Below are 26,173 nucleotides of genomic sequence, written 5' to 3'. Positions count from 1 at the left end.
CGGGGCCCATCATTCAGATTCGGCTCACTTCGCGCTCGCCTGAATCTCGTCCAGCATCGACTTGGCGAGCTTGAGGAAATTCACGGTGTCCGCCTGCGCCGAAGGCACGGCCCGGCGGAACGTCGCAAAGCCGTGGATCAGGCCGCGCCCCTCGTAATACGTGGTCGGCACCCCCGCTTCCACGAGCTTCGCCGCATAGGCCCGGCCCTGATCGCGCAAGGGATCGAGGCCCGCCGTCACCAGTACCGTCGGCGGCAGGCCCGTGAGATCGCCCAGGATCGGGGAGGTCTTCAGGCTTTTCGGGTCGGCCTTGTAGTGCTGGCGGAACAGCGCGGTCATGCTGTCATCCAGACCGTAGCCATGGCCGAACTGCTTCATGGAGGGATATTCGCGGGTGAAGTCCGTCGCCGGATAGATCGGCACCTGCATGATGACCGGCACCGCCGCCGGCTTGTCGCGCAAGGCCGCCGCGGCGATCAGGGCGAGATTCCCACCGGCACTGTCCCCGCTGAGCACGAGGCCGGTAACGTCGCGGCCCAGCACTCTGCCGTTGGCGGCGACCCAGCGCGCGGCGGCCTCGCCATCGTCGGGAGCCGCAGGCCAGGGATGTTCCGGGGCAAGCCGGTACTCGACCGAAACCACGGGGAGATCAAGCTGACGGGAAATCTCGGCGGCCAGAGCGGCATGGGTATCGATGCTGCCGAGCACATAGCCACCGCCGTGGTAATAGACGACGACCGGCCCCGGTCCACGATCCGTCCGGCTATCGAACAGGCGCAGCGCGATCGGCCCGGCCTCGCCGCCCGGCATGGTGAGATCCTTGACCACGGCGATATTGCCGACCGGGAGGTCTCGCGAAGGCATGGCGGAGGGCGGCAGCTTGCGGGTCTGGGCAATGACCTCTGCGGTCAGCGCCGGCATCGGCTGGGCATTGGAGGCCTTGAGATAGGCGGCCACGTCCGGGCGAATGTAAGGGGTGTCGGCGGTTTCCTGCGTTGCGGTCGAGACCACCGGGGCGGCGTCCTTGGCCGCAAGCCCTGTCGGCGCGGCAAGCACCAGCAAGGCAGCCAGCCCCGGCACCAGATATGCGAAAGTCGAAGCGCGCTTCTTCGTATCGATCACAAACTGCATCCCATCCTCCCTGTCTGGAAGGATCGTTGTACTTAAGCAGTTCGGGCTTTGCGAGTGAAAGGCAGGGAAATGCCCTTCACCCGGATCAATAAACGCCCCCCTGTTGTTCGGCAAAGTCCTGCACGTCTCCAGCCTTGGCCGCAGCGGCAGCCTGACGCGCCTCCTGCACGCCACGAATCTGCGCGACGAGCGCGTCGCGGCGACGGGCGAATTCGTCCTCCGGCGAATATTGGCGCGGTTCGGTGTCGGGCTTGAAGGCCTCCCAGATCACCGCGGCCTTGGCTTCATTGCCCGGCTCCACGCCCATGACCTGCTTGCCACTGACGCGGTCGATCCGGACCATCCGGATACCGGCAGGCGCGACGAAGGGCTGCGTACCCCAGCGCTCCCTGGTGGCCTGGACCACCTGCTTGAAGATCGGCGCGGAAATTCGGCCACCCTGGGCATAGCCGCCCAGCGAGCGCGGCGTATCGTAGCCGAGATAGACGCCGCCAACATAGTCCTGCGTGCCGCCGACGAACCAGACGTCGGTCGGGCCGTTGGTGGTGCCGGTCTTGCCGAACATCGGAATGCCGAGATCGCGCAGGACGACGGCGGTGCCGCGCGTCACCACGCCTTCGAGCATGTGCACCACCTGATAGGCGGTGCCCGAATCGATGACCTGCTTGCCCCGACGCTGGATGCGCGGCATCGGCTTGCCGTCCCACTCGGGCATGTTGCAGGTATCGCAGCGGCGGTTGTCCGACTTCCAGATCACCTTGCCATTGCGGTCCTGCACGTAGTCGATCGGCGAGGAGGCGAACTGCACGCCGTTGTTCGCCAGTGCCGAATAGGCGTTGACCATGCGCGACACCGTCGTCTCACCGGCGCCGAGCGCGAAGGAGAGATAGGGCTTGTAGTCGCCGATGCCGACCGTCTTGAAGGTCTTCACCACGCGGTTCATTCCGGTATCGTTGGCGATGCGCACGGTCATCAGGTTGCGCGACTGTTCGAGGCCCCAGCGCATCGTATGGCTGCCCGAGCCGCCCTCGCCGCCGAAGTTGCGGAAGCACTTGTTGCCCAGCGCGCCGCCCTGATAGACGCAGAAGGTGCCGTCGAGCACCTGCGTCGCCGGGGTCATGCCGTATTGCAGGCCGGTGGCATAGACGAAGGGCTTGATCGTCGAGCCGGGCTGACGCTCGGCCTGGACCGCGCGGTTGAAGGAATCGAGGCCGGAATCGAACCCGCCCTGCATCGCCATGATGCGGCCGGTGCCGGGCTGCTCGATGACCATGCCGCCCGAGACTTCCGGAATCGTCCGCACCGCATAAGTGCCCGAGGACACCGGCGCCGCGGCCACGAGATCGCCCACTTTCGCAAGCTCGGAAATATTGGTCAGGGCCGAGATATTGCCGTCGGCGAAGCCGATCCGCCCGGTCGAGCCGCCCCGCTCGAGGATCACGCCGACGCGCCAGTCCTTGTAGTCGATCGTCTTGTTGGAAACGATCAGCTGGGACTGCCAGGTGCTCATGTCGTCGATATGGGCGATCGGGCGCGACCAGGCGCGGGCACCCTGATAGCGCAGCAGACCCGCGCGCAAGGCATCGCGCACCGCGTCCTGCATCTGGTAGTCGAGCGAAGTGCGCACCCAGAGACCGCCGGCATAGACGCTGTTCGGGCCGTCCTCGGCCTTCTCGCCGTACTGGTCGATCAGGCGGCGGCGCACTTCCTCGATGAAGTAGCCGTTGCCGGTGGGGTAGGTCTCCACGCGGCGGGCGATCAGGCCGAGCGGCTGCGCCTTGGCGGCATCGGCGTCGGCGCGGCTGGCCCAGCCGTTCGTGACCATCTGGTCGAGCACCCAGTTGCGACGCTCGATCGCCATGTCCTCGTACTGCTTGCGGCCGTAGCGTTCCGGCGCCTTGGGCAGGATCGCCAGGAACGCCGCCTCGTGAAGCTGCAGCTGGTCGACGTCCTTGCCGAAATAGGCGCGGGCCGCCGCCTGCACGCCGAAGCTCTGGCGGCCGAGCGGGATCTCGTTGAGATAGAGTTCGAGGATCTGCTGCTTGTTCAGCACGCTCTCGATCCGGCGGGCGACCACCATTTCCTTGAGCTTGCGGGTGACCGAATACTCGTCGCCGATCAGGATGTTCTTGGCGACCTGCTGGGTGATCGTCGAACCGCCGCGGGCGCGGTCGCCGGTGCCCAGCTTCGAGGCATAGTCGATTACCGCGGCCCCAAGCCCGGTGACATCGACGCCGCCATGGGTCCAGAAGGTCTTGTCCTCGGCGGAGAGGAAGGCATCGATCAGCGGCTTCGGAAAATCGACGTAGCGCAGCTGCACGCGGCGTTCGCGGGCATAGCTGTAGACGATCGCGCCATCGACGCCGCGCACCATGGTCGGCAGCGGCGGCTGATATTCGAGCAGCTTGCTGGCATCGGGCAGGTCATGGGTGAAAGCGACCCAGAGTCCGCCCAGCGCGACGAGGCCGACCCCTCCGGCATACGTGAAACGCCGGAGCCACTTGCGCTCGCGCCAGGCCCCGCCGAATGCGGCAAATGGCCGGGTAAAGCGCGAACCGGCGCCGCGATGGATGCGATAGTGGGCGTCCTCGGGCGGCTGCTCGGCGCCGTTGTCGATGATCTCGTCGGTCATTTCGACTGCCCTCTAGAGCATTTTCTAATCAGGTGGAATCACCTGATGACTCGGAAATGCGATAAACAAAAATCCAGAGCGGTTTTCCGATGCGTAGAATCGAAAAACTGCTCTGAAGCATTTTCGGGTCAGGTGGAAACACCGAGCGTCCGGAAAATGCGGCAACAACAGATTAATCGGAGACTGAGCCGCTCCGGTCGAGCCCATCACGCCCTAGCACGCCCTTTTCCGGCAAGGCCAGACGCCGAGCACTCTTTTCGTCGCAGCGCTGGCTCTGCCAGCAGTTCCGTTTCACGCCCCGCCCTTGCGCGCGAAATAGGCGCGGATGGCGCGGGCGGCGGCATCCGCAAGCGCCTGCTGCCCGGCCCGCGAGCCGAGCAGTTCGGCATCCGCCGGGTTGTTGATATAGCCGGTCTCGAACAGGATCGACGGGATATCCGGCGCCTTGAGCACGGCGAGCGCAGCGGTCTGCACTTCGTCGCGGTGCAGGCCAAGACCGGTGCCGCGCATCTCGCGCAGGACCAGTTCGCCCACTTGCGTCGATCCCGCCTGCGTGCCGCGCTGCGACAGGTCGAGCAGGATCGCGCCCACCGTCTGGCTGGTCTGCGCCAGCGCCACGCCGTTGACGCGGCCAGCCTGGTTCTCGCGCGCAGCGAAGCGTTCGGCCGCCTCGCTCGACCCCTTCTCGGACAGGACGTAGACGCTGGCGCCGCGCGCGGAATCGGCATCGGCACTGTCGGCATGGATGGATACGAAGAGATCGGCGCCCAGACGGCGCGCGATGTCGGGCCGGTCCGGCAAGGCAATGAAGCGGTCGGCGTCGCGGGTCAGCGCCACGCGAATGCCGCCACTTTCGAGCAGGCGGTTGCGCAAGGCAGTGGCGATCCGCAGCGCCACGGTCTTTTCCTTGAGGTCGCCCTGCCCCGCGCCGGGATCGAAACCGCCGTGCCCGGCGTCGATCACCACCAGCGGACGACTGGCGTCGGGCGGGCCGTCCACTCTCGGCAGGTCCACCGGCATGTTGCCATCGGGCAGATCGAAGCGGACGACGTAATCGAGATCGCGGGGCGAGAGCACGAAACGCGGCCAGAGCACCCACAACGCGATCACCAGCGCCAGAGGCGCCGACAGGATCATGGCGAGCTGGATCGGGCGCGACATGGCCTCTGACTAGGATCGCCCTGCCCGCCCGGCAATCCCGCCATGACGCGCTTTTCCCCCGATTTCACGCCTCTGGCGGCAATCCGGAGCGCGATATGACACACAGTTCGGCAATGAACTTGCCGTACAGTGTCTTGAATGCTAGGCCGTTCCGACCCGGGACAAAAAAGCCTCGGCCCTTGCACTCCGGAAAGACGCCGCCTCGAACGGCGCCGGGCAAGACCGACAAGGCCAAGTCCCGGCCGTCAAAAGCCGGAAAATTCGTTCCGGATCGAACAGGTTGACGCGAGAGATGAGAAGCCAATTGCCGCCTTGCCAGCCGACGCCCGAACGGGCGGTGGCGGTGTGGGCGCAATTCTTCGCGTGTCCGAAATCGCCACGCGCACTTCCGCTCGCAGACACGCCCGCACGTCTCTCGGCACTCCGCCGCAAGACCGCAGGCACCACCGCGCCTTCCGGCGCGGCAGACAGAAAAACCGTCGCACTCGGGGCGCTGGATTGCCCCGTTTCACACTTTACCCCTGCCCGTTTCGAGACAGGCCTTGCCGCATCCGGCAGGCCTCATGTCCTCACGGCGGGCATCATCGCACAGACACGCGCCACCCTGGCTGATCCGGCCGGGGCAGAGCGCGTACGGAGATTATACAATGGCAACGCGCATGCTCATCGATGCGCGCCACCCGGAAGAAACGCGGGTGGCGGTACTCAAGGGAAATCGCATTGAAGAGTTCGATTTCGAATCGGCCGACAAGAAGCAGATAAAGGGCAACATCTACCTGGCGAAGGTTACCCGCGTGGAACCTTCGCTTCAGGCGGCGTTCGTCGATTTCGGCGGCAATCGCCACGGCTTCCTGGCCTTCAGCGAAATCCACCCCGACTACTACCAGATCCCCAAGGAGGACCGCGAGGCCCTGCTGGCGGAAGAAGCCGCCCATGCCGAGGAAGAAGCCGCCCTGCGCGCTTCGGAAGGCGATGACGAGGACGAAGACGGCGGCGACGGCTACGACGACGGCGGCCTGACCGAAGTCGACACGTCCGAGAAGGACCAGGTCGCCACGATCGAGGACGGCGCCGTCGAGAACGGCTTCGAAACCGCCGAGGAAGAAGCGTCCGAGGAAGAAAACGGTGGCCGTGGCCGCCGCGGCCGTGGTCGCCGCCAGGGTGGCCGCAGCGGCGGTCGCTCGAAGGAAGCCGACGAACTGCGCGCCAAACGCATGGCGCTGCGCCGCCGCTACAAGATCCAGGACGTGATCCACCGCCGCCAGGTGCTGCTGGTGCAGGTCGTCAAGGAAGAACGCGGCAACAAGGGCGCCGCCCTCACCACCTACCTCAGCCTCGCGGGCCGCTACTGCGTGCTCATGCCGAATTCGAGCCATGGCGGCGGCATCAGCCGCAAGATCAGCTCGGCTTCGGACCGCAAGCGCCTGAAGTCGATCATCGCCGAAATGGACCTGCCGCGCTCGATGGGCTGCATCGTCCGCACGGCGGGCCTCCAGCGCACCAAGACCGAGATCAAGCGCGACTTCGACTACCTCGCCCGCCTCTGGGACGAGCTGCGCGAACAGACGATGCGCTCGGCCGCCCCGGCGCTGATCCATTCGGACAGCGACCTCATCAAGCGCGCGATCCGCGACATCTATAACCGCGATATCGAGGAAGTCGTCGTCGAGGGCGAGGAAGGCTACCGCGCGGCCAAGGACTTCATGAAGCTCCTGATGCCGAGCCACGGCCGCAAGGTTAAGCCCTATTCCGATCCCGTGCCGCTGTTCCAGCGCTACGGCGCCGAAGACCAGCTGACCGCGATGTACGATCCGGTCGTGCAACTGCGTTCGGGCGGCTACATCGTCATCAACCCGACCGAGGCGCTCGTCTCGATCGACATCAACTCGGGCCGCGCCACCAAGGAGCACGGAATCGAGCAGACGGCGGTCGCCACCAACCTCGAAGCCGCGCAGGAAATCGCCCGCCAGCTTCGCCTGCGCGACATGGCCGGTCTGGTCGTCATCGACTTCATCGACATGGAGTACGGCTCGAACGTCCGCAAGGTCGAGAAGGCGGTCAAGGAAGCGCTCAAGAACGACCGCGCCCGCATCCAGGTCGGCCGCATTTCCAGCTTCGGCCTGATGGAAATGAGCCGCCAGCGCCTGCGCACCGGCGTGCTGGAAGCGACCACTCGCTCCTGCCCGCACTGCGACGGCACCGGCCTCGTCCGCACCGCCAGCTCGGCGGGTCTCTCGGCGCTGCGCTTGATCGAGGACGAAGCGGCCAAGGGCAAGGGCGTCGTGGTTTCGCTCTTCGCCTCGACCGAAGCGGCGATCTACCTGCTCAACGCCAAGCGCACCGATCTCGCCGACATCGAGGACCGCTACGGCGTCAATGTCGAAGTGATCCCCGAAGGCGAGAACGAAGGCGCGAAGATGCGCGTCATCTCCTCCGGCCCGCGGAACGAATTCGTTCCGCGCTTCGACCCGATCGCCGAAGACGTCGAGGACGACTTCATCGACGAGGAAGAAGAGTTCGCCGAGGAAGAGCGCGAGGAAGCGCGCGGCCGAAACGAATCGCGCGGCGAAACCCGTGACGAGGACGATGAAGGCGGCTCGCGTCGCAAGCGTCGCAAGCGTCGCCGGGGTCGTGGTCGCGATCGCCGCGACGAGAACGGCTCGGAAGAAGGCGCCGAATTCGAGGCTGAAGGCGAAGTTGACGCTGAAACCGCTGTCGAAGACGGTGAAGCGGATGCCGAAACCGACGGCGAATTCGCACCTGCCGCGGAAGGCGACGACTCGGAGGCACCGCGCAAGCGTCGCCGCCGTGGTGGCCGTCGTCGGCGCGGTCGTCGAGACGAGAACGGTGAGGGCGCCGAGAACGGTGAAGGCGGCGAGGAAGTGGCCGAGGCCGTGACCGAAGCGGAGGAACCGGTCGAAGTCGTCGCCGAAGTGGTGATCGCCGCCGAACCGGTCGTCGAGGCCGAGGAAGCACCTGCCAAGCCGAAGCGCACCCGTCGCAAGAAGGCCGAGACGGTCGAAGCCGTAACCGAAGCTCCGGTCGTCGAAGCACCGGCCGCCGAGGAAGAGGCCCCGGCCAAGCCGAAGCGCACCCGTCGCAAGAAGGCCGAGACGGTCGAAGCCGTAACCGAAGCTCCGGCCGCCGAAGTACCGGCTGCCGAGGAAGAGGCTCCGGCCAAGCCGAAGCGCACGCGCCGCAAGAAGGCCGAGGAAACCGCCGAAGCGCCAGCGGAAGCTCCGGCCGCCGAGGAAGCGCCTGCCAAGCCGAAGCGCACCCGCGCCCGCAAGGCCAACACTGCCGAGACCGCGGAAGCCCCCGCCAAACCCGCACGCAAGACCGCGACCCGGGCGAAGCCGAAGACTGCCGCCAAGGCCGCTGCCGAACCGGTAGCCGAAGAGCCGGTCGCCGTGACGTCCGCCAACGAAGAGACCGCTGCCGCCGAGTCTTCGGACGACGCCTCGGGTCCGCGTCGTGGCTGGTGGCAGCGCACTTTCGGCAACTGACGACCGAAAACTGACGGTGTGTGGGCGGTTCAGGCCGCCCTCCTCCAGAAAAAGGCCCCGCACGGCAACGTGCGGGGCCTTTTGCCGTCAGATCACGCAGCTTTGCTCGGTCGTCGGATCGATGATCGCCGCAACCTCGGTAATGCGCGTAGCCGGAAAGCCCGACATTTCCGCATGTTCGCGAATCCGCTCCTCGCTTTCGGCCAGGTAGATGCAGAAAGTCTTGTCCCCGGCGACGTAGGAGTGCTCCCACTGCACGCCGGGTATCCGCGCCAGCGCAGCATTGGACGCGCGCGCCGCGCCGCCCAGTTCCGCACTGTTCATGCCGCCCACGCCGGGCAAGTCGCGCTCGATCACATAGCGCTTCATCATCGCCGCTCTCCCATGTCTTCGGGACCGCGCGGATCGCCGGATGCCGTCCTCGCGGCCCGCCAGATCGGACTGTCATACGCCCGTTTAACCCGCGCCGCGCCGGGAATCGTTCGCCTGCCGCAATCCCGCACGACCGATTTGCAACACCCTGAGGCCACGAAACCGCTATCACACCCACTCTGGCCCTTGCCCCACGCGGTTGAATCGCTAAGGGGACATTCACAGTCGCGGTTCGTGCCGCAGTGCAAGATCACGGGGATTTCTTCATGGCGAGCTTCACCCTCCCGGCCAACAGCAAGATCAAGAAGCAGGGCAAGGTTCACAAGGCCGAGGGCGCCACGCGCGTCAAGAAGTTCACCGTCTACCGCTATGACCCGGATTCGGGCGAGAATCCGCGCTACGACACGTTCGAGATCGACCTCGACAATTGCGGCCCGATGGTTCTCGACGCGATCATCAAGATCAAGAACGAGCTGGATTCGACGCTGACCTTCCGCCGGTCGTGCCGCGAAGGCATCTGCGGTTCCTGTGCGATGAACATGAACGGCTCGAACGGCCTCGCCTGCACCACCGCGATCGAGGACCTCAAGGGCGACATCCGCATCACCCCGCTGCCGCACATGGAAGTGATCAAGGACCTCGTTCCCGATTTCACGCACTTCTACGCGCAGTACGCCTCGATCCGCCCCTGGCTGCAAACGGTTTCGACCACGCCCTCGGGCAAGGAACGCCTTCAAAGCCCCGAACAGCGCGAGAAGCTGGACGGTCTCTACGAGTGCATCCTCTGCGCCTGCTGCTCGACCTCGTGCCCGAGCTACTGGTGGAATTCCGACAAGTTCCTCGGCCCGGCGATCCTGCTCCAGGCCTATCGCTGGCTGGCCGACAGCCGCGACGAAATGACCGGCGAGCGCCTGGACGAGCTGGAAGATCCCTTCCGCCTCTATCGCTGCCACACGATCATGAACTGCGCGAACGTCTGCCCCAAGGGCCTCTCGCCCGCGCGTGCGATCGCCGAAATCAAGAAGATGCAGGCCGAGCGTCAGGTCTGAGTCTTCGGACCAGACCTTGCCTCAACTGCGCTGACCCCGTGTCGTCCGAACCATCTCCCGTCGCAGGTCCGCACTTCAAGGCAGGCCTGCAATGACCGCGATGCTCGAACGTTACGAAACGCTGGTCGCGACCGGTGAGCTTCGTTCCGATCCGGAACAGGCCGCCGCCGCGGAGCGGCTGAATCAGCTTCAGCGCGAGATCTACAAGGCGCGGACTTCCACCGGCCTGTTCGGCAAGCTGCTGGGCAAGAAGGCCCCCTCCCCGCGCGGCCTCTACATGTGGGGCGGCGTCGGGCGCGGCAAGTCCATGCTGATGGACCTGTTCCACCAGACCCTCGACATCGAGGAAAAGCGCCGCATCCACTTTCACGCCTTCATGCTGGAAGTCCATGCGCTGCTGCGCGAGGAACGCCGCAAGGAAAGCGGTGACCCGATTCCGCCGGTCGCGGCGACGATCGCCCGCAACGTGCGCGTTCTCGCCTTCGACGAGATGGTGGTGAACAATTCGGCCGATGCCATGATCATGAGCCGGCTCTTCACGCACCTCATTCTCGACGAAGGGGTGACGATCGTCACCACTTCGAACCGGGCGCCGAAGGACCTCTACAAGAACGGCCTCAACCGCGAGCATTTCCTGCCCTTCATCGACCTGATCGAGAAGGAACTGGACGTGCTGACGCTCAACGGCCCGACCGACTACCGCCTTCACCGCCTCGGCGGCATGGCGACCTGGTATCATCCGCTGGGCGAGGAAGCCACGGAGCTGGCGCGCGAGGTTTTCTACCGCCTGACCGACTATCCGCCGGAAGACAGCGAGCACGTACCTTCTGCCGACATCGACGTGGGCGGCGGGCGCATGCTGCACGTCCCCAAGAGCCTGAAGGGCGTCGGCGTGTTCAGCTTCAAGCGCCTCTGCGGCGAAGCGCGCGGCGCGGCGGACTATCTGGCGATCGCCCGCGCCTATCACACGGTCCTCATCATGGGGATTCCGAAGATGGGCCCTGATCGCCGCAACGAAGCCGCGCGCTTCGTGACGCTGATCGACGCGCTCTACGAGAACAAGGTCAAGCTGATCGCTGCGGCCGATGCCACCCCGGAAGATCTCTACGAGGCCGGCGACGGCCGCTTCGAATTCGAGCGCACGGTCAGCCGTCTCAACGAGATGCAGAGCGCCGATTACCTCGCCATGGGCCACGGCGAAGACTGAAATCGTTAACAGTCTGCGAATCAATCGTTAACGCGAGAGCTGCCAAATGCTTTCGCGAGCAACGATTCTTGCCCGAACAAAGCGACTCTGCTCCAAGTCGTTAACAGACCGGCGGCAATAAAAAACGCCCTGCTCCTATGCCGGAGAGGACGTCAGCATGTTTCTGGAACACGCTATATCCGCATTAAAGCCCTGATTTATTGCGTTTTCCAACTCCATAACGAGAAAGTGCGGCACTTCTTGCGAAGTGCCGCACCCGATTTTGGTTATTAGCGGCCGTAGCTGCCCCAGTTCCAGCTGTACATAACATTACCCCATGTGAACCGCCGCTATCTTGCGGCTGAGCACATGGATAACAATAGGTTAAAAAGTCATCAAGACTTTTTTAACCAGTTCGTCGCGGCTCTCTCCCCACGATTTGCGTGAGGAGATCCCGGAACGGGACGGGACGGCTCACATAGTAGCCCTGGATCACATCGCACTGCATCGCGCGCAGGATTTCCAGCGCCGCCTGAGTCTCGACACCCTCGGCCACCACGACCCGGTCCTGCGAGTGGGCCATTTCGATGATGGACTGCACGAGCAGGAGATCTTCCTTGTTCCCTTCCATCGCCTGGATGAAGACCTTGTCGATCTTGACCTCGGTGGCCGGGAGATAGCGCAAGTAGTCGATCGTCGCGTTGCCCGTGCCGAAATCGTCGATCGAGAGATGGATACCGGACTGGACGAGCTTCTGGAGCATCTGGAACGTCCGCGAGCTGCGGTCCAGACGGTCTGTCTCGGTGATCTCCAGGGTCAGCTTGTCCGCAGGCAGACCATAAGTCGCGAGGATTTCCGCGATCATGCCCGGCAGCCCCGGATTGCGCAGGAGCTGGGCGGAGATGTTGACCGACATGGTCATGTCGAAACCATGACGGCGCAGTTCCACCGCCGAGCGCACGGCATCGTCGATTACGAACCGCGTGATTCGTTCGATCCGGTGGAATTCCTCGGCAATGCGGATGAACTTGTCCGGGCTGATCGGGCCGCGCTCCGGATGGGTCCAGCGGACAAGGGCCTCGGCGCCGGTCACGCGGTTGCTGGCGACGTCGAGCTTGGGCTGATAGGCGACCCAGACCTCGCCGTTGTCGATCGCGCGGTCGAGCTGGGTGAGCAGCGAGATTTCCCACTGCGCCTCATGCTTGCGGCTGTCGAACTTGTAGACGAGTTCGTCGTTGCGCACGGCCTCCTCGGCCGATTGCATGGCGCTGGCGACTCGGCTGGAAACCGGGCGATCGAATTCCGAATCGATGCCGCAGTTGAACGAGAGGTCGATGTCGAGCCCGCCGACCTGAATGCCGTTCTGGACGATCCGGTGCAAGCCTTCGAGGTTCTCGAACAGATCGAAAGTGCTGCGGATCGTCGAGAGCCACATGAACATGCCGCCTTCGTGATAAACCGTGACTTCGCTGTCGCTGATGCGGATGCGTCGCACGATCTCGTTGGCGACCTGCCCTTCGACATGCTCGGCAAAACTGCCGATGATCGCTCCGTAGTTGCGGATTTGAAGCGCCACGAGAATGCGGCTCGATACCGCATCGTACTTGCGCAGGACCTGAATGCTCGGCAGGCCCGAACCCGAATTGGTCTCTCCGGCCACCTCGACACGGTCGAGATTGCGCATCCGGAACACGGCCACCGCCGCCATGGCGATCGCGGGAACGATGTCCACCTGGATACGGAACTGATCGAGTGCCAACGGCGCCACGATCAGAACGGCGACCAGGCCCGTGAAACGATAGACATCGAGAACGCGACCCCGGCCAAGTCCTGTCAGGACAACGCCCAGCACCACGAGGAAGGCGGGAAGCCACCCCAGTTCAAGCGGAACGCCTTCCCTCAGGGTTTCCGCTGCGATGGCATGGAAGAACGCGCCGGGTGCATATCCCTGCGCGGGCAAGGTGTGGAGGTCGTGATAGACTTCCGCGCTGGGTGCAATGATGACGTCCTTGCCGCGAATGGCCGTCTTGTCGAATCGCCCCTTGAGGATGTCGACATAGCTAACCGTCGGGAAAGTCGTGTAATCGATGGCGTAGTCCGGCCGGAAAACGCGGTCGGTAGATCTCGATACTCCGGCGATCTTGGCTGCCATGCTGGGAATGACACCGATCCGGCTATTCGAAGCGAACGGGAAACTCGTGCTCAGGTTGAATGGGTGTTCGAGCGCCAGCAGCGATACGGCCTCGGCATTTTCAAGAAATGCGCGTGAAGGCATTGCAGCGGCGTAATTGCCCCGCGGGCCATCCTTGGCAGGCATCGCGCCCAGGAACACGCGGTTCGGAAACGCCTTGAGCGCCTCCAGGAACTGATCTCGACCCGGTTCCTTGTCGTTGTCGGTCAGGAAGCGATCCACGAACACGCGTTTGACGCCCGCACCCTGCAAGTTGCGGATGACCTGCGCATCGTTCGCGCGGGTAACGTCGAGAACCTCAAGTTCCTCAAGTGTCTTGCCGTCCTGCAAGACCATGACGATCTCGCCCTTGGAAGGGTGCATGCGCAGCCAGGTGCGGCCGTTCACCAACACGTCCTCAAGCGGCAGGGCCGCGCCGGTCACGCCCAGCAGGACACCGGTCAGCACCGCCCAGAAGACGATCCGGAACCGGGCGCTCTTCCAGATCTTTGCGATCCGCGCGCGGAGGTCAGACATCATGCCCTCGCAAATTCTTCCCCTCTGCGCCCAATCGCAGGACATGGCTGTCCTTGGCGGAAAGCGTCCGCATTTCAATCGTGTAATGACGACCTGCTCTGTTCATGGACGTCCTGCGATGGCGTTGTCGCTGCCCGGACTAGAGCAAAGGTCCTAAGAAGAAGTTAGGTTAATCCCGATTCACGATAGATTTCCGACATCCCTGGCTAACGCAGCCGGGCCTCGGGACAGAGGGCAAATCAGGAGATGCCCAGATGCGTCAGCGATCGATCGAGCATCAGAAGCTGCCAGAGCAGGCGCGAATGATCGCCTTTACCGGAAATATGGTCCTCCACCAGAGCACCGAGGCGCGGCGCGTCGAACCAGCCGGTCCGCGCCAGCGTCGCGCTGGAGGCAATCTCGCGGGCGTTCTGTGCCAGAGGTCCCCGGAACCACTGCGCGATCGGCGTGACGAATCCCTGCTTGGGCCGATAGAGAATCGGCTCTGGCAAGAAACGCCGCATGGTCCGCTTCATCAGCCACTTCCCCTGCCCGCCGCGCACGCGCAGGCTTTCGGGCAGCCGGGCAGCGAATTCGATCAGGCGGTGGTCGAGCAGCGGTTCTCGCGCTTCAAGGCTGACCGCCATGCTCGCGCGGTCCACTTTGGTCAGGATATCGCCGGGAAGCCAGTGCTTGAGATCGGCATATTGCGCGCGGTCGAGGCCCGAACGGGCCGGAGCCGCGCGCATCAGGTCGAGCACGGATTGCTCGGCGCGGTAGTCCCCGCGCAGGCGGCGGAAATCGTCGGAATAGAGCCGATCACGCAGTTCCGGCGGGGTGAACCCGATAGCGCGGGCATAGCCCTCCGCGCTGTCCGCCGCGAGCGAAAGCAGCGTCGATTTGGCCCGTAGCGGGCGCGGCGCCCAGTCCGCCTTCGGATAGACCGCTCCGAGCGTGCCGAACACCGGCCCGCGAATTGCCTGCGGGATCAGCCCGCGCACGCGGTCCTCGCTGCGCTGGAAGATATGGCGACGATAGCCCGCAAAGGCCTCGTCAGCCCCGTCGCCGGACAGCGCCACGGTCACCGATTCGCGCGCGAGTTGGCAGACCCGCCAGGTCGGCAGCGCGGAGGCATCGGCGAAAGGCTCGTCGAACATCCCGGCAAGGCCGTCGATGGCCTCGAAATCGTCGGGCGAGACCTGCCGGGCGCGGTGGTCGGTGCCGAATTGGCGGGCGATCTGCGCGGCATAGTCGCTCTCGTCGAGCGCGGCGACGTCGAAGCCGATCGAGCAGGTCCTGACCGGCGCACCGCTCGCCTCGGCCATGAGCGCGACGACGCTGGAACTGTCCACTCCGCCCGAGAGGAAAGCGCCCAGCGGCACGTCGGCGACCATGCGCGAGGTGACTGCTTCGCGCAGCAGGTGGAGCAGTTCCGCTTCGAGGTCTTCCACTTTGCCCTTGCGGCGCTCGGCGAAGGAAATGTCCCACCACTGGACCGGCCTGGGCAGCGGCGCGCCGTGGCGCAGCAGCAGCGAATGGCCCGCAGGCAGCTTGGTCACGCCTTTCAGGATCGAGCGCGTATCGGGCACGTAGCCCCAGGCGAGATAGTCCTCGATCGCCAGCGGATCGATCTCGCGGCGCAGCAGGGGATGGGCGAGCAGCGCCTTGAGTTCCGAGCCGAAGACGAGGCTGCCGTCGCTCAGCGGCGCCAGGAACAGCGGTTTCACGCCCAGCCGGTCGCGCGCGAGGAACAGGGTCCGCGCATCGAGGTTGTAGATCGCGAAGGCGAACATGCCGTGGAGGTGGGTGACGCAGTCCGGCCCCCAGCGCTGCCAGGCGGCGAGAATCACCTCGCTGTCGCCGTCGGTGCGGAACTCAGCGCCCGTGGCGCGCAGTTCGCGCCGCAATTCGCGGTAATTGTAGATCTCGCCGTTGAAGACCAGCATCGCCCGCCCGTCCGGCGAGACCATTGGCTGGGGCGAACCGGCCACGTCGATGATCGAGAGGCGCCGGTGGCCGAGCGCCACGCCGGGTGCGGTCCATACGCCGCTGCCGTCCGGCCCGCGATGCGCCAGCGCGTCGCACATGGCCTCCACCCGCGCCGGGTCCACCGGCTTGGGCGTTTCGAGATGATAGATACCGGCGATTCCACACATAAGTGCTTGGTCTAGCGGAGCCCGGTCACGCGGTCCATCCACGCGCCGGTTGGGCCTGTAGCGGCCTGGAAACGGGCAATCGCATCGGCCGCGTCACGGCCTTCCGACGAGAGGATCAGCATCGCCGTGGGCCGTGCATGGAGGCGCAGGTTTCCACCGATCACGGCAAGCTTGAGGCGCGCATTGCTGCCGCTCAGCAGGTCTCCGGTGCGATACCAGGTCACAGTGAGACGCTCGACCTTGCCGCCGCCCAGCAGGCGTTCGCTGCGGCCTTCTCCGATCGCGGGTCCGGGGGACTGCCACGACCAGGCGGTGCCGGGCGTCAGGGCGCCCTGCCCGAAGCCGCCCGCCTCGCGGCCCTCGCCCTGCCCGGCATAGAGCGCAACGAAGACATCGACCTTGCGCCCCTCGCCATCGGCATAGCGGCCGAGCAGGCGGTGATCGGCGCCTTCCGCGCGCGGTTCCCACCAGATCGCCGGGGTATAATCCACGCGCTTCCAGCCGGGGACTTGCGGCAGATCGATCCGCTGCGGCAGCGGCGCCGCCAGCGTGTCGCCGAGATGCGCCCAAGCCTTGGCGCCCACCAGCATCAGCGCCAGCGCGGCCAGCACGATCGCCGCCGGGACGCGCGCGCGTTCGAGACGGCCCAGCATCGGCGACTGCGCAATGACGGCGGCGTCGAACATCGGCGCATCGAGCGGTCGGTCGAAAAAGCGCCATGCGCCCGCGATCACCAACGAGAGTACGACAGCGAAGAAAACCCAGCCGTAGACGATATGATCGAAGCCCGCCGCCTTCTCCACGCCGACGATCTGCGCCGCATAGATCGTGCCCCAGGCGCGCACGCCGTTGGCAAGGATCGGCACCAGGAGGCAGGCCAGCATCATCCCCGCCCGGCGGCGCCAACTGGTGAAGCAGACATTGGCGGCGAGCGCTCCGAAGGCGATCATCGCGATCAGGAACTTCACGCCGGAGCAGGCTTCCGCCACTTCGAACAGCCCGGCGGGCGTATCGATAAACACGCCGTCGATGGTCGCGGGAATGCCGCTGACATGGGTGAGCGCGACGGTGATCTTCGCGGTGATGGTCTGGAGCACTTCGACCAGTTCCTCGCCCACCGGCACCAGAAAAGCCATGTAGCAGAGCGGGAAGAACAGCCCCGCCGTCACCCGCGGCCCAAGCAGCAGCGGCACCGTCGCGCCGAGCATCGCCACCGCGCCTGCCTGACGGGCGAGATCGAGACCGGACAGCGCGCCGAGCAGCCAGAGGAACGCCGCGCCCGCCATCGGGATCAGCCCCGGCCACCAGCACAGCGGCTCCAGCTGCGCCAGTTCGCCGCGCCGCTGCCAGACCAGCCAGCCTAGGATCGGCGGGATCAGCACGATGTGATTGTAGGTCGAGATATCCCACCACTGCCGCGCCATCGCCGCCCAGTCGCCGAAAAAGGCGGCCAGCAGAGCGAGCGCGGCAAGGCTCCAGCGGATCAATGCGGAGCGCCACGGCGCGGGCACGTTCTGCCAGTGCCAGCCCGAGGAGGCATTCGCAGCCAGAGTCTCAGGCGGCATCGGTCAGGCTTTCCTTCTCCATGCCGATCATGCGCGGCAGCACGGCCAGCGCGGCCTCCCAACTGGCATGGGCACAAATCCACGCGCGCGCCGCCTGTCCCATGGCGCGGCTGCGGTCCCGGTCATCGGCGAGTGCGATGACGGCATTCCCCAGCGCCGCGTCGCTTGTCGCGACAAGGAAGTGCCGTCCGTCCTCGGCCTCAATGCCGGTCGCGGCGCCCGGCGAGAGCACGACCGGCAATTCCATCGCCATCGCCTCCAGCACCTTGTTCTGCACGCCCCGCGCGATCTCCAGCGGCACCAGAGCCATATCCGCAGCCGCGAGCCAGGGGCGAATGTCCTCGACGCGGCCCCAGACATGAACGCCCTCGCGGCCATGGCGGGCGAGCAACGCAGGCGGCGGATTGCGCCCGACGACATGCAGGCTGGCATCCGGGCAGCGGGCGCGGACCAGCGGCAGGATACGGGTGATCGCCCGCTCGACCGCCGCGATATTGGGCGCGTAGTCCATCTGGCCGGTGAAGACGAGACGCGGCCCTTTCAGGGCCAGCATGCGCGGCTCCGGCGCTGCGCCTGCGGGATCGAAGAGTGCGCTGTCGATGCCGTTGCCCATCGCCTCGACCGTGCAGGCCGGATCGTCCAGCCGCGCGGCGAACAGCGCCGCCTCGGCCTTGCTGACGAGCAAAGTGCGGTCGGCGCGGCGTGCGATCCGGGCTTCCTCAACGCGCAGGAGTCGCCCTTCCCGGCGCTCCATCCAGCTGCGGAAGCCGCGTCCCTTGGCGCCATAGGCCTCGAACTTGGCCGAATCGACGTCGACCAGATCGACGATCACCCGCCCGCGAAAGTCCTCGGGAACATATTGCGCCATCTGGCCGGAGAACACGAAGATCGTCTCGATGGGCCGGCTGCGCAGGCTCTCCCCGACCCATTGCGCCATGCGGCGGTCGTGAAAGGCGGTCAGGCTGAGCGGGAGGCCCTTGGCGAGCGCCTCGATCCCCGCCACCGGCAGCGACTTGCCGCGCGCGAGCAGCAGGTGGCTCTCCGTCAGCGCGGCCATCTCGCCCTCGCAGGCATGATCCGCCGCGTCGTCCGCGAAGCAGCCCAGATGGATCGGCGCCAAGGCCGCCAGCGCCTTGAGCAGATTGTGCGAGCGGATCTTGTCCCCCCGGTCGGGCGGGAACGGAATGCGGTGCGCGAGGAAGAGAATCTCGCCCATCAACCGATCCCGCGCGCGATCAGCGGTCCGAGCCGGTTGGCCACGGATAGCGGCAGGCGCTGCCAGAGTTTGATCTGGAGCGAGAGCTTGGAACTGGTCGGATCGGCCTCGCGTTTGGCCGCGCCGGGCGCGGTCCAGGTCGCGTAAGTCAGCGGTTCGGGCTCGAAGCCCCAGTTGCGCTTGAAGTGATAGGCGCCGCTGCCGGTCTTGGAGCGGCCGAAGTCGAACATGGTGCATCCGCGCCGCCGCGCATGAAGCATCAGCTCGTAATACATCCGGTCGTTGGCGCGCAGGACGCGCGCTTCGTGGGTGCCGCCGCCCCAGTACGGCATGGCCGCGCCGCGATGGTAGAGGGTGATGACGCTGGCGACCGGGCGCCCCTGATGGCGCACGGTCAGCACGTCGGCGTCCTCCCCGAAAGCATCGAGCACGCTATCGAGCAGGCCACGCGGGAAAACGGGGGTGCCGAGGTTGCGATAGCTTTCCGCGAAGACCGCATAGTGCGCGGCGCGGTCGCGCTCGGACGTGCCGATCTCCACGTCGAGATCGTTCGCCAGCGCCTTGCGGACCTCGGCGCGCTGCTTGCGCGGAATGTCGAGCAATTGCGCCTCGTCGTCCGCCGCCAGTGGGCGGGCGAAGTTGCAATGGCTCTCGGTTTTGAGCGCCCAGCTTTCTCCAGCTTCCGGCAGCACCCCGCCCCGCAGTTCGATGGCCGGGCAGGACTGGCGCAGCGCCAGTTCCTCCAGCGCCGCGAACAGCGCCGCGACGTCCGCGCCCTCCGCCGTGAGCAGCCCGCCACCGACCGCGAAGCCGGACGAAGCCAGCAGCCTCCCGAAAATCGGCGAATGAATGACGTCGAGCGGCAGGAAGGCGAGGATTTCGCCCTGTCGCTCCTCGATCAGCGCCAGCGCGCGGTTGCCCGTCGCCCGTGCGACCGAGACGAACCAGGCCGGGCGATGGAACGGCGTCGCTTGTGGGTGGCGCGCGGTGAACAGTTCCAGCCGCGCCACTTCACCGGGATCGGAGAGATCGACCAGCCGCACCGCGCCCGCCACCGGAGCGAAAGGCGCGTTCATGCCGCCAGCGCTTCCCGCAGCGGCACCGCGCGCTCGGCCTCGCGCACGGCGAGTTCGTCCATGCGGCCCCAGCGGAAATCGCCGATGAGCTGGCGCAGCTTGCCCGCCATGACGCCCAGATTGGTGTAGTGCCGCAGCCGCGAGCGCAGCGGCGCGTTAGGCACGCGCGGCTGGTTCGGGTCGATCTCCCAGGGGTGGAAATAGAACACCGCCGGGCGCCCCTCGCCATTCACCTGCCGAATCGCCCAGCGCGAGAAGCCGTAGGGCAGCACCCGGAAGAACCCGCCGCCGCCAGCCGCCAGCCGTCGTCCGGCGAACCTTGCGGTCGTCACCGGAATCTCGACGAGCGGGCTGTCCGCCAGCGGGTTGAACGCGAAGCGCGGCGCCTCGCGCCAGCCGTAATGGTCGTGCGCGATCGGCGCGACGCTGGAGCTATAGGCATAGCCCTGCTCGGCCAGCACCTCGAAAGCCCAGGGCGTGCGCGCATCGATGGAAAAGCTGGGCGCGCGGTAGCCGCTCACTTTGACCCCGGCGGCATCCTCGATCGCCTTGCGGCTCATGTCGAGATCGCGCGCGAACGTCGCGGCATCCATGCGGAACACGCGCTCGTGGTCCCAGCCGTGGCTGGCCATCTCGTGCCCGGCCTCGGCGATCCGGCGCAGCAGCCGGGGGTGGCGCACCGCGACCCAGCCGAGCGTGAAGAACGTGCCCTTGACCCCCGCCGCGTCGAACAGCGCGAGGATATCGTCGCAATTGCGCTCGACCCGCGTGCGGATCGCGGGCCAGTCGGCTCGGTCGATCACCGTCTCGAAGGCGCCGACCTGGAACCAGTCCTCGACATCGACCGAGAGGCCGTTGATGGGTCGGGTGTCGTTCATGGCGTCCATCCTTGTCGGCTGGGTGCGGTATCCGAAACTCAGGCGGCGCGGCGCTGGCCGTCGCCGCCTTCGAACCACTCGATCAGCATCGTCAGCGTGTGGCGCAAGGTGCGCTCCTGCTCTTCCAGACGGGCCTCAAGCCCGGCGCTCTGCGCCGCCGCCTGGGCCAGCTGGTCCTGCAAGGCCGCCACGCGCGGGTCCTCGCCCGCAGCGCCCGCATCCTTCTGGCGCTCGACATTCGCCGCCAGTTCGAGGACCGCATGCTGAAGCTCGTCGATCTGCGAATCGCGCCCCGCCAGCGCCGCCTCGATCAGGGCGATCGCGGCCTTGGCATCGAGCGCATCGCCCTGCGGAACAGCCGCGACGGGCACCTCGGCGACCGCGACAGGCTCGCTCTGGCAGACGAGGTTGCGGGTGCCGTCCTCGTCCAGTTCACCCAGCACATCGTGCAACATGTCGAGGTCGATCAGCGAACGCTTCTCCACCGCGCCGAGCAGGAGCAGGCGGCTGACGATCTGGTTGATCCGGCGCGGAATGCCGCCCGTGGCCTCGTGCACATCGGCGAAGACGCGGTGATCGAAGCCCGGATTGCCCTTCCAGCCCACGCAGTTCAGGCGGTGCTCGACATAGGCCTGCACTTCGCGCGGCTCCATCGCCGTCAGGTGATGCGTGGCGATCACCCGCTGGCGAAGCTGTTCGAGCTGCGGGCTTTCCAGCAAGGTCGCGCGGAATTCGGGCTGGCCGAGCAACAGCGTCTGGAGCAGCGGATGCGAGCCGAGCTGGAAGTTCGACAGCATGCGCAGTTCCTCGACCGCATCGATCGCCAGGTTCTGCGCCTCGTCCACGATCAGCAGGCAGCGGCGGCCCGCGCGGGCCTCGGCATGGAGGAAGCCCTCGATCGCGCCGAGCGCCGAGGCCTTGTCATGCCCGGCCACCGGCAGCCCGAAGGCCTGCGCGACGACATGGACGATCGCCTCGCCGTCAAGCGCGCTGGTGACGATGCAGGCGGCGGTGAGCCGCGCCGGATCGATCGTCGCCATCAGGTGCGAGACCAGCGTGGACTTGCCCGCGCCGACTTCGCCGGTGATGACCACGAAGCCCTCGCCCTGCGCCAGGCCGTAGCCGAGATAGGACAGCGCCTTGCGGTGCGTCGCGCTCTCGAAATAGAAGGCCGGATCGGGCGTCAGCTGGAAAGGCCGGCCCTCGAACCCGTAGAATTGGTCGAACATCCCTGCTCTCCTTCGCAATCAGAAGCTGTAGCGCAAGCCCGCCAGGGCCGACGCGGTCCAGTAGTCGTCGTAAAGCGGATCGTTTCGGGTCACCCCGTCGATCCCCAAGGCCACGCTCGCGCGCAGGCGGCGGGCGAGCATGCGATAATAGCCGAGCGTGGCGCCATAGCCCGTGACATTGCCGGTCAGGGCGTCGCTGCTGTTCAGCCAGTTGGCATAGACATTGGCCGACCAGCCCGCATCGCGGCCGAGCTGGCCGTTGAGATAGGCGGCGATCCACCAGTTCTCGTCGACCACCCCATCGGCGGCGGCAAGCACGGTATTGCGCCCGGCGATGAAGTCGCGGCGGTCGTAACCGGCGCCGATGCCCGCGGTCATGTGGCCGATCTCGCGCGAATAGCTCGCGGCGATCCCGCGCCCGCGATAGACCGCCGAACGCACCGAACCGAGCGCGCCCGAGAGGCAGTTGTTGCCGTCGAGCGAGATCACGCAGCCGCGCAGTTCGCCGGTCACCGGGTCGCGCACGGCCACGAAGTCGTTCGGCAGCTGGTCGAGCGCGCGGTTTAGCTGGCCGCCGAAACCGCTGACATTGTCGTAGACGCCGACACTGAGCTGGCTGCGGTCGTCGGGCGCATAGGCCAGAGTGCCGCCGAAGCTGGTCGAGCCGTAGCGGCGGCCGATATGGGCCGAAAGCGAGGTGCGGCGGCTGGGTCGCCACATGACGGCGACGTCCCAAAGCAGCCCGCTGACATCGTAGGATAGCTGGCGCGGGGCGCTCTTGTCGGTGACATAGCGGCCGTCGCGGCCGATCACCGGATTGTCGTCGGCATCCCGCAAGGCATCGCGGCTGGAGACTTCGACATCCTCGTAGCCGAGCGCGCCGACCACCTGCACGGTGCGGCTGACCGGCACCGTCACCAGCCCCCTCGCCTGCATGTCGCGCACGCGCTGGTCGAGGTTGGAGACGTCCTCCTGATAGAGGCTCCCGGCCACGCCCAGCCCTACAGGGGCGATCACATGCGGCGCGACACCGGCCTGCACATCGGCCATCTGGGTCACGCTCTTGTCGAACAGGTCCGCCGCCGCGCCGCCGGGAACGGCGACATAGGCATCGGGCTGCTCAACTTTGGTGAAACCGGCGCGGTAGTTCGCGGAAAGATCGATATCCCCGGCGCGGGTCTTGAACGAAGGGCCGCCGTAAACCGAGTATATATTGGTGCGGGTAGTGTCGTTCACCAGCCCGCCGGAGAGCGCCGAGCCGCCGTTCTCGACGCGCGCCTGGGTCGCGAGAGCACCGGCTTCGAACGTCAGGCCCGGTGCGATCGTGGTATAGCCGCGCACCAGCCCGCTGATCGCGTCGCCGTCCCGCGCTTTCCGGCCCCAACCGATATAGCGCTCGTAGCGGACCGAGGCCGAGAGCGCGTTGTTGCGCCCGGAAATGCCCGCGTCCACGCCTGCTGCAAGCTGGGTATAGGTCAGCACGTCGCTGCCGGGCGAGAGCTGCGCGTCGACGATCTGGTCGATCTCGATATAGGGCGTCACTTCCAGACGGCGCGGCTTGCGGCCCCGCTCGCCGCGACCGGACTTTCCGTGCCCGCCCGCATCGGCTGAAGATGCCGTCGCTTCGTCGGAACCGCTCCCGACCTGATCGTAGCCCATGGTCTGCGCCTGCACGGACGGCGCAGCCGCAGCGGCCAGCGCGACCAGACTCAATGTACCCAATTTCATCGTACTCAGTTTCATCTGACGGGATGTCATCCCTTGTACCCGTAATAGGAGCCGAAGCGGCGACCGCTCGGGCTGAACTGCGCGTCGTTCAGCAGAAGCTGCACGTTGGGGCAGGCATTCAGCAGCGAGATCGCATCTTCCAGCGCGCCCTGCCCGGTCCGGTCGGCCCGCACGATGACGACGGTCTGACCGACGTACTTTGCTAGCTCGGCGGCGGGCGAGGCCGCCAGAGCCGGGGGCGAATCGAAGATCACCATGCGGCGCGGCGCGTTCTCGGTCAGCCGTTCCAGCACTTTCGCGGTGCGCGAGGAGGACAGGTACTCGCTGTCGTTGATCGTCGCGTCGCCCGCGGGCATGACCCAGAGCCCCGGAATATCCGTGCCGAGCACGCAGGCCGCCGGGTCGATCGTCTCGTCCATCAGCGCGTCCATCAGACCCGGCCCGCCCGGAAGCCCGAGCGCGGAAAGGATCGAGGGCTTGGCGAAGTCGGCATCGACCAGCAGGACTTCGCTTTCCTTCTCGGCCGCAATCGACAGCGCGAGATTCAGCGCGCAGTAGGTCTTGCCCTCGCCCGGATGGGGCGAACTGATGAGAATGCGCTGCGCCGCCGCGCCCGCGCCCTGACGGCGCAAGTCGCGCGCCTGGACCAGCAACTGGCGCTTCACGATGCGAAACTCCTCCAGCAGCGTGGAGACCGCGCCTTCGGGCACGATCAGGCCCTGCTCGCGCAGATGCTCGCGGTCGATCGGGTGATGCTCGCCGTGGAAGGAGACCGGCTCGACCACAGGGGCGGTTTCCATGCGGGTCTCGCCACCGGCCTCCGCCGGAGCGGCGAAGGGAGCCGGGCTCGTCGGTGCGGCTACGGCCGGCGCGGGCGCCATCTTGCGCGCCGGTTCGGCAGGCAGCGGACCGGGACGCGCGATCATCGCGTTGAAATCGAAGTGCCCGGCGGCACGCTCGATCAGCGATTCGCCGGGGCCACGGGTCCTGGTCGGCTGGATCTCCGGAGAGGTTTCATCCTGACCGGCGCCGTCCTGACCATTGAGCGGGATCTTGCTGTGCTGGGTCATCACCGTTCCTCAGGCCACCATGCCGCGCTGGATGAATTCGACCGCCAGCAGCACCACGCAAAGCACGCAGAGCGCCGCGCCCGCGCCGAAGAAATACTTGAGGCGGCGGCGGCGCAGCAGGCGGACCTGATCGGTCACGTTCTGCGAGATCGCGCCGAGCACCGGCAGCCCGGTCGCCCGCTCCAGCCCCGCCGTCGTGGCGAAGACCGAACGGACCTTGCCGAGCGCGAAAGCCCCGGCGCAGCCGCCGACGATCCCGGCCATCAGCACGCCGACCAGCAGCAGCGGACGGTTCGGCGCCACCGGCTTGCGCGGCGTCGTCGGCGGATCGACCACCTGGAATTTCACCGCCTCGCGCTCGGTCTTCACTTCGCCGCGCAGGCGCAGTTCCTCGCGGTCCTGCAGGAGCTTGTCGTATTGCTGGCGCAGCACGTCATAGTCGCGGTTGATGCGCTGGGCCTCGGTGGCGAGTTCCGGGTCCTGGATCGCCGAGGCGGTCAGCGAGGCCACGTCGGACTGCAAGGCCGCCTTGCGCGAAGTCAGCGCCTGGACGTTGGCGAGGCGTTCCGCGCGGATCGACTGGAGCGAGCTATAGGCCGGATTGGGCGTGCCCCCACCGCTGGCGGCTTCCTGCGCCGCCGCGCCGCGCAGGGCCGCGACCTGATTGCGCGCGACGATCACGTCGGGGTGATTGTCGGTGAGGCCGCGCGCCTTGAGATTGGACAATTCCGCCTGCGCGGCAGCGAGTGCCCCCGCGGCCCCGCCCGCCGAACCGCCCGCAATCGAGCGCGGGGTTCCGGCAAGCTGGCCGTCGATCGCCGCCAGCGAGCTTTGCGCGGCGGAGAGGTCCGCCTCCAGATCGCGCAGCTGGGTGCGCGAGCTTTCCAGCCGCTGCGCCACCGCCGCGCCGCCGAGCGCCATTTCGGGATGCTGCGCCTCGAAGGCGGTGCGGCGCTGTTCGGCGGTCTCCAGTTCCTTCTCGCGGGCGCGCAGCTGCTGGTTCACGAACGTCAGCGTCTCGACCATGTCGCCGCGATCGCCCGAAAGGTTTTCCTCGCGGAAGATGTCGATCAGCTTCTGCGCGACTTCGCGGGCGAGCTGCGCATTCTCGGCATCGGAGAACGAGGCGTAGTTGGCGGTCGCCGTGATCTCGAAGAGGTTGTCCTGCTGGGCGACCACCGAGACGTTCTTGCCCAACCCGGCCACGGCCGCTTCCATCTGCTTGGGCGACTGGATGGTGTCGCCCAGACGGGTGCCGCGCACGACTTTCTCGAGGTTCACGGCGCTGGTCAGGGTCTGGCGGATACGTTCGATATCGCGCTTCTTGTCGGCCACGCCGATGCCGACCTGCTCGGCCAGCGCGTCGTCGAGCTGAATGAAGATGCGCGCGCGCGACTCGTAAGTGTTCGGGATCAGCGCGATCGCCAGCCAGCCCAGGAGGCAGATCGCCCAGGCCGCCGCCAGCGCGATCCAGCGCCGGTGCCAGACGCTGTGGAGCGCCGCCAGCAGTTCTTCGTAGAGGCCGTTCATCG

The 26,173-nt window shown here is 66.4% G+C and carries 17 protein-coding genes; 3 read left to right on the top strand and 14 right to left on the bottom strand.

What is annotated here, in order from left to right; all coding sequences use genetic code 11:
- Positions 1–24: 24 nt before the first annotated feature.
- From AC4D6D_RS07595 to AC4D6D_RS07585, 3 genes are all read right to left on the bottom strand, one after another.
- Complete coding sequence (locus tag AC4D6D_RS07595) at positions 25–1,131, bottom strand: alpha/beta hydrolase (protein WP_491327135.1); 1,107 nt, start codon at positions 1,129–1,131, stop codon at positions 25–27.
- An 85-nt stretch (positions 1,132–1,216) separates the two neighbouring features.
- On the bottom strand, positions 1,217–3,763 hold the full coding sequence (locus tag AC4D6D_RS07590) for a penicillin-binding protein 1A (protein WP_491327134.1): 2,547 nt from the start codon (positions 3,761–3,763) through the stop codon (positions 1,217–1,219).
- 291 nt (positions 3,764–4,054) lie between these two features.
- Positions 4,055–4,924, bottom strand: a complete 870-nt coding sequence (locus AC4D6D_RS07585; protein ID WP_491327133.1) for an N-acetylmuramoyl-L-alanine amidase family protein — start codon at positions 4,922–4,924, stop codon at positions 4,055–4,057.
- Between the two features lie 647 nt (positions 4,925–5,571).
- Between AC4D6D_RS07585 and AC4D6D_RS07580 the strand changes: the two genes are divergently transcribed.
- Positions 5,572–8,430 (top strand): Rne/Rng family ribonuclease, encoded by a 2,859-nt coding sequence (locus AC4D6D_RS07580; protein WP_491327132.1) that lies wholly within the window; start codon positions 5,572–5,574, stop codon positions 8,428–8,430.
- Between the two features lie 87 nt (positions 8,431–8,517).
- On the opposite strand, the gene AC4D6D_RS07575 is transcribed toward AC4D6D_RS07580, so the two are convergent.
- Positions 8,518–8,802 (bottom strand): DUF4242 domain-containing protein, encoded by a 285-nt coding sequence (locus AC4D6D_RS07575; protein WP_491327131.1) that lies wholly within the window; start codon positions 8,800–8,802, stop codon positions 8,518–8,520.
- A 266-nt stretch (positions 8,803–9,068) separates the two neighbouring features.
- Between AC4D6D_RS07575 and AC4D6D_RS07570 the strand changes: the two genes are divergently transcribed.
- Together AC4D6D_RS07570 and zapE are read left to right on the top strand one after the other, a co-directional pair.
- A complete protein-coding gene (locus tag AC4D6D_RS07570) occupies positions 9,069–9,851 on the top strand; it encodes a succinate dehydrogenase iron-sulfur subunit (protein ID WP_147220084.1) in 783 nt (260 codons plus the stop codon).
- 91 nt (positions 9,852–9,942) lie between these two features.
- Positions 9,943–11,058: a cell division protein ZapE gene (gene zapE, locus AC4D6D_RS07565; RefSeq protein ID WP_491327130.1), complete on the top strand. Its 1,116-nt coding sequence runs from the start codon at positions 9,943–9,945 to the stop codon at positions 11,056–11,058.
- Positions 11,059–11,443: 385 nt separating this feature from the next.
- On the opposite strand, the gene AC4D6D_RS07560 is transcribed toward zapE, so the two are convergent.
- The 10 genes from AC4D6D_RS07560 to AC4D6D_RS07515 form a co-directional block, all read right to left on the bottom strand.
- On the bottom strand, positions 11,444–13,747 hold the full coding sequence (locus AC4D6D_RS07560) for an EAL domain-containing protein (protein WP_491327129.1): 2,304 nt from the start codon (positions 13,745–13,747) through the stop codon (positions 11,444–11,446).
- Between the two features lie 236 nt (positions 13,748–13,983).
- A complete protein-coding gene (locus tag AC4D6D_RS07555) occupies positions 13,984–15,879 on the bottom strand; it encodes an XrtA/PEP-CTERM system amidotransferase (protein ID WP_491327128.1) in 1,896 nt (631 codons plus the stop codon).
- An 11-nt stretch (positions 15,880–15,890) separates the two neighbouring features.
- On the bottom strand, positions 15,891–17,444 hold the full coding sequence (xrtA, locus tag AC4D6D_RS07550; protein ID WP_491327127.1) for an exosortase A: 1,554 nt from the start codon (positions 17,442–17,444) through the stop codon (positions 15,891–15,893).
- The gene (locus tag AC4D6D_RS07545; protein WP_491327126.1) at positions 17,434–18,660 is read right to left on the bottom strand and encodes a TIGR03087 family PEP-CTERM/XrtA system glycosyltransferase; all 1,227 of its coding nucleotides are present in this window, start codon (positions 18,658–18,660) and stop codon (positions 17,434–17,436) included. Before AC4D6D_RS07545 ends, xrtA begins: the two co-directional genes overlap by 11 nt.
- On the bottom strand, positions 18,660–19,736 hold the full coding sequence (locus tag AC4D6D_RS07540; RefSeq protein ID WP_491327125.1) for a FemAB family XrtA/PEP-CTERM system-associated protein: 1,077 nt from the start codon (positions 19,734–19,736) through the stop codon (positions 18,660–18,662). Before AC4D6D_RS07540 ends, AC4D6D_RS07545 begins: the two co-directional genes overlap by 1 nt.
- The gene (locus tag AC4D6D_RS07535; RefSeq protein ID WP_147220078.1) at positions 19,733–20,614 is read right to left on the bottom strand and encodes an XrtA system polysaccharide deacetylase; all 882 of its coding nucleotides are present in this window, start codon (positions 20,612–20,614) and stop codon (positions 19,733–19,735) included. The genes AC4D6D_RS07540 and AC4D6D_RS07535 overlap by 4 nt, the downstream gene beginning before the upstream one ends.
- A 38-nt stretch (positions 20,615–20,652) precedes the next feature.
- Positions 20,653–21,843 carry an XrtA/PEP-CTERM system-associated ATPase gene (locus tag AC4D6D_RS07530; RefSeq protein ID WP_491327124.1) on the bottom strand — a complete coding sequence of 397 codons (1,191 nt, stop codon included), beginning with the start codon at positions 21,841–21,843 and terminating at the stop codon, positions 20,653–20,655.
- A gap of 18 nt (positions 21,844–21,861) precedes the next feature.
- Complete coding sequence (locus AC4D6D_RS07525) at positions 21,862–23,586, bottom strand: preprotein translocase subunit YajC (protein WP_491327123.1); 1,725 nt, start codon at positions 23,584–23,586, stop codon at positions 21,862–21,864.
- Between the two features lie 11 nt (positions 23,587–23,597).
- Entirely contained in the window at positions 23,598–24,641 is a 1,044-nt protein-coding gene (locus AC4D6D_RS07520; protein ID WP_491327122.1) for a P-loop NTPase family protein, read from the bottom strand.
- Positions 24,642–24,650: 9 nt separating this feature from the next.
- A complete protein-coding gene (locus AC4D6D_RS07515) occupies positions 24,651–26,171 on the bottom strand; it encodes an XrtA system polysaccharide chain length determinant (RefSeq protein ID WP_491327121.1) in 1,521 nt (506 codons plus the stop codon).
- Positions 26,172–26,173: the final 2 nt, after the last annotated feature.

This window comes from Novosphingobium sp. BF6 (assembly GCF_058273105.1).
The sequence above is the reverse complement of the archived record's forward strand: the minus strand, read 5'-3'. Positions and strand labels throughout refer to the sequence as shown.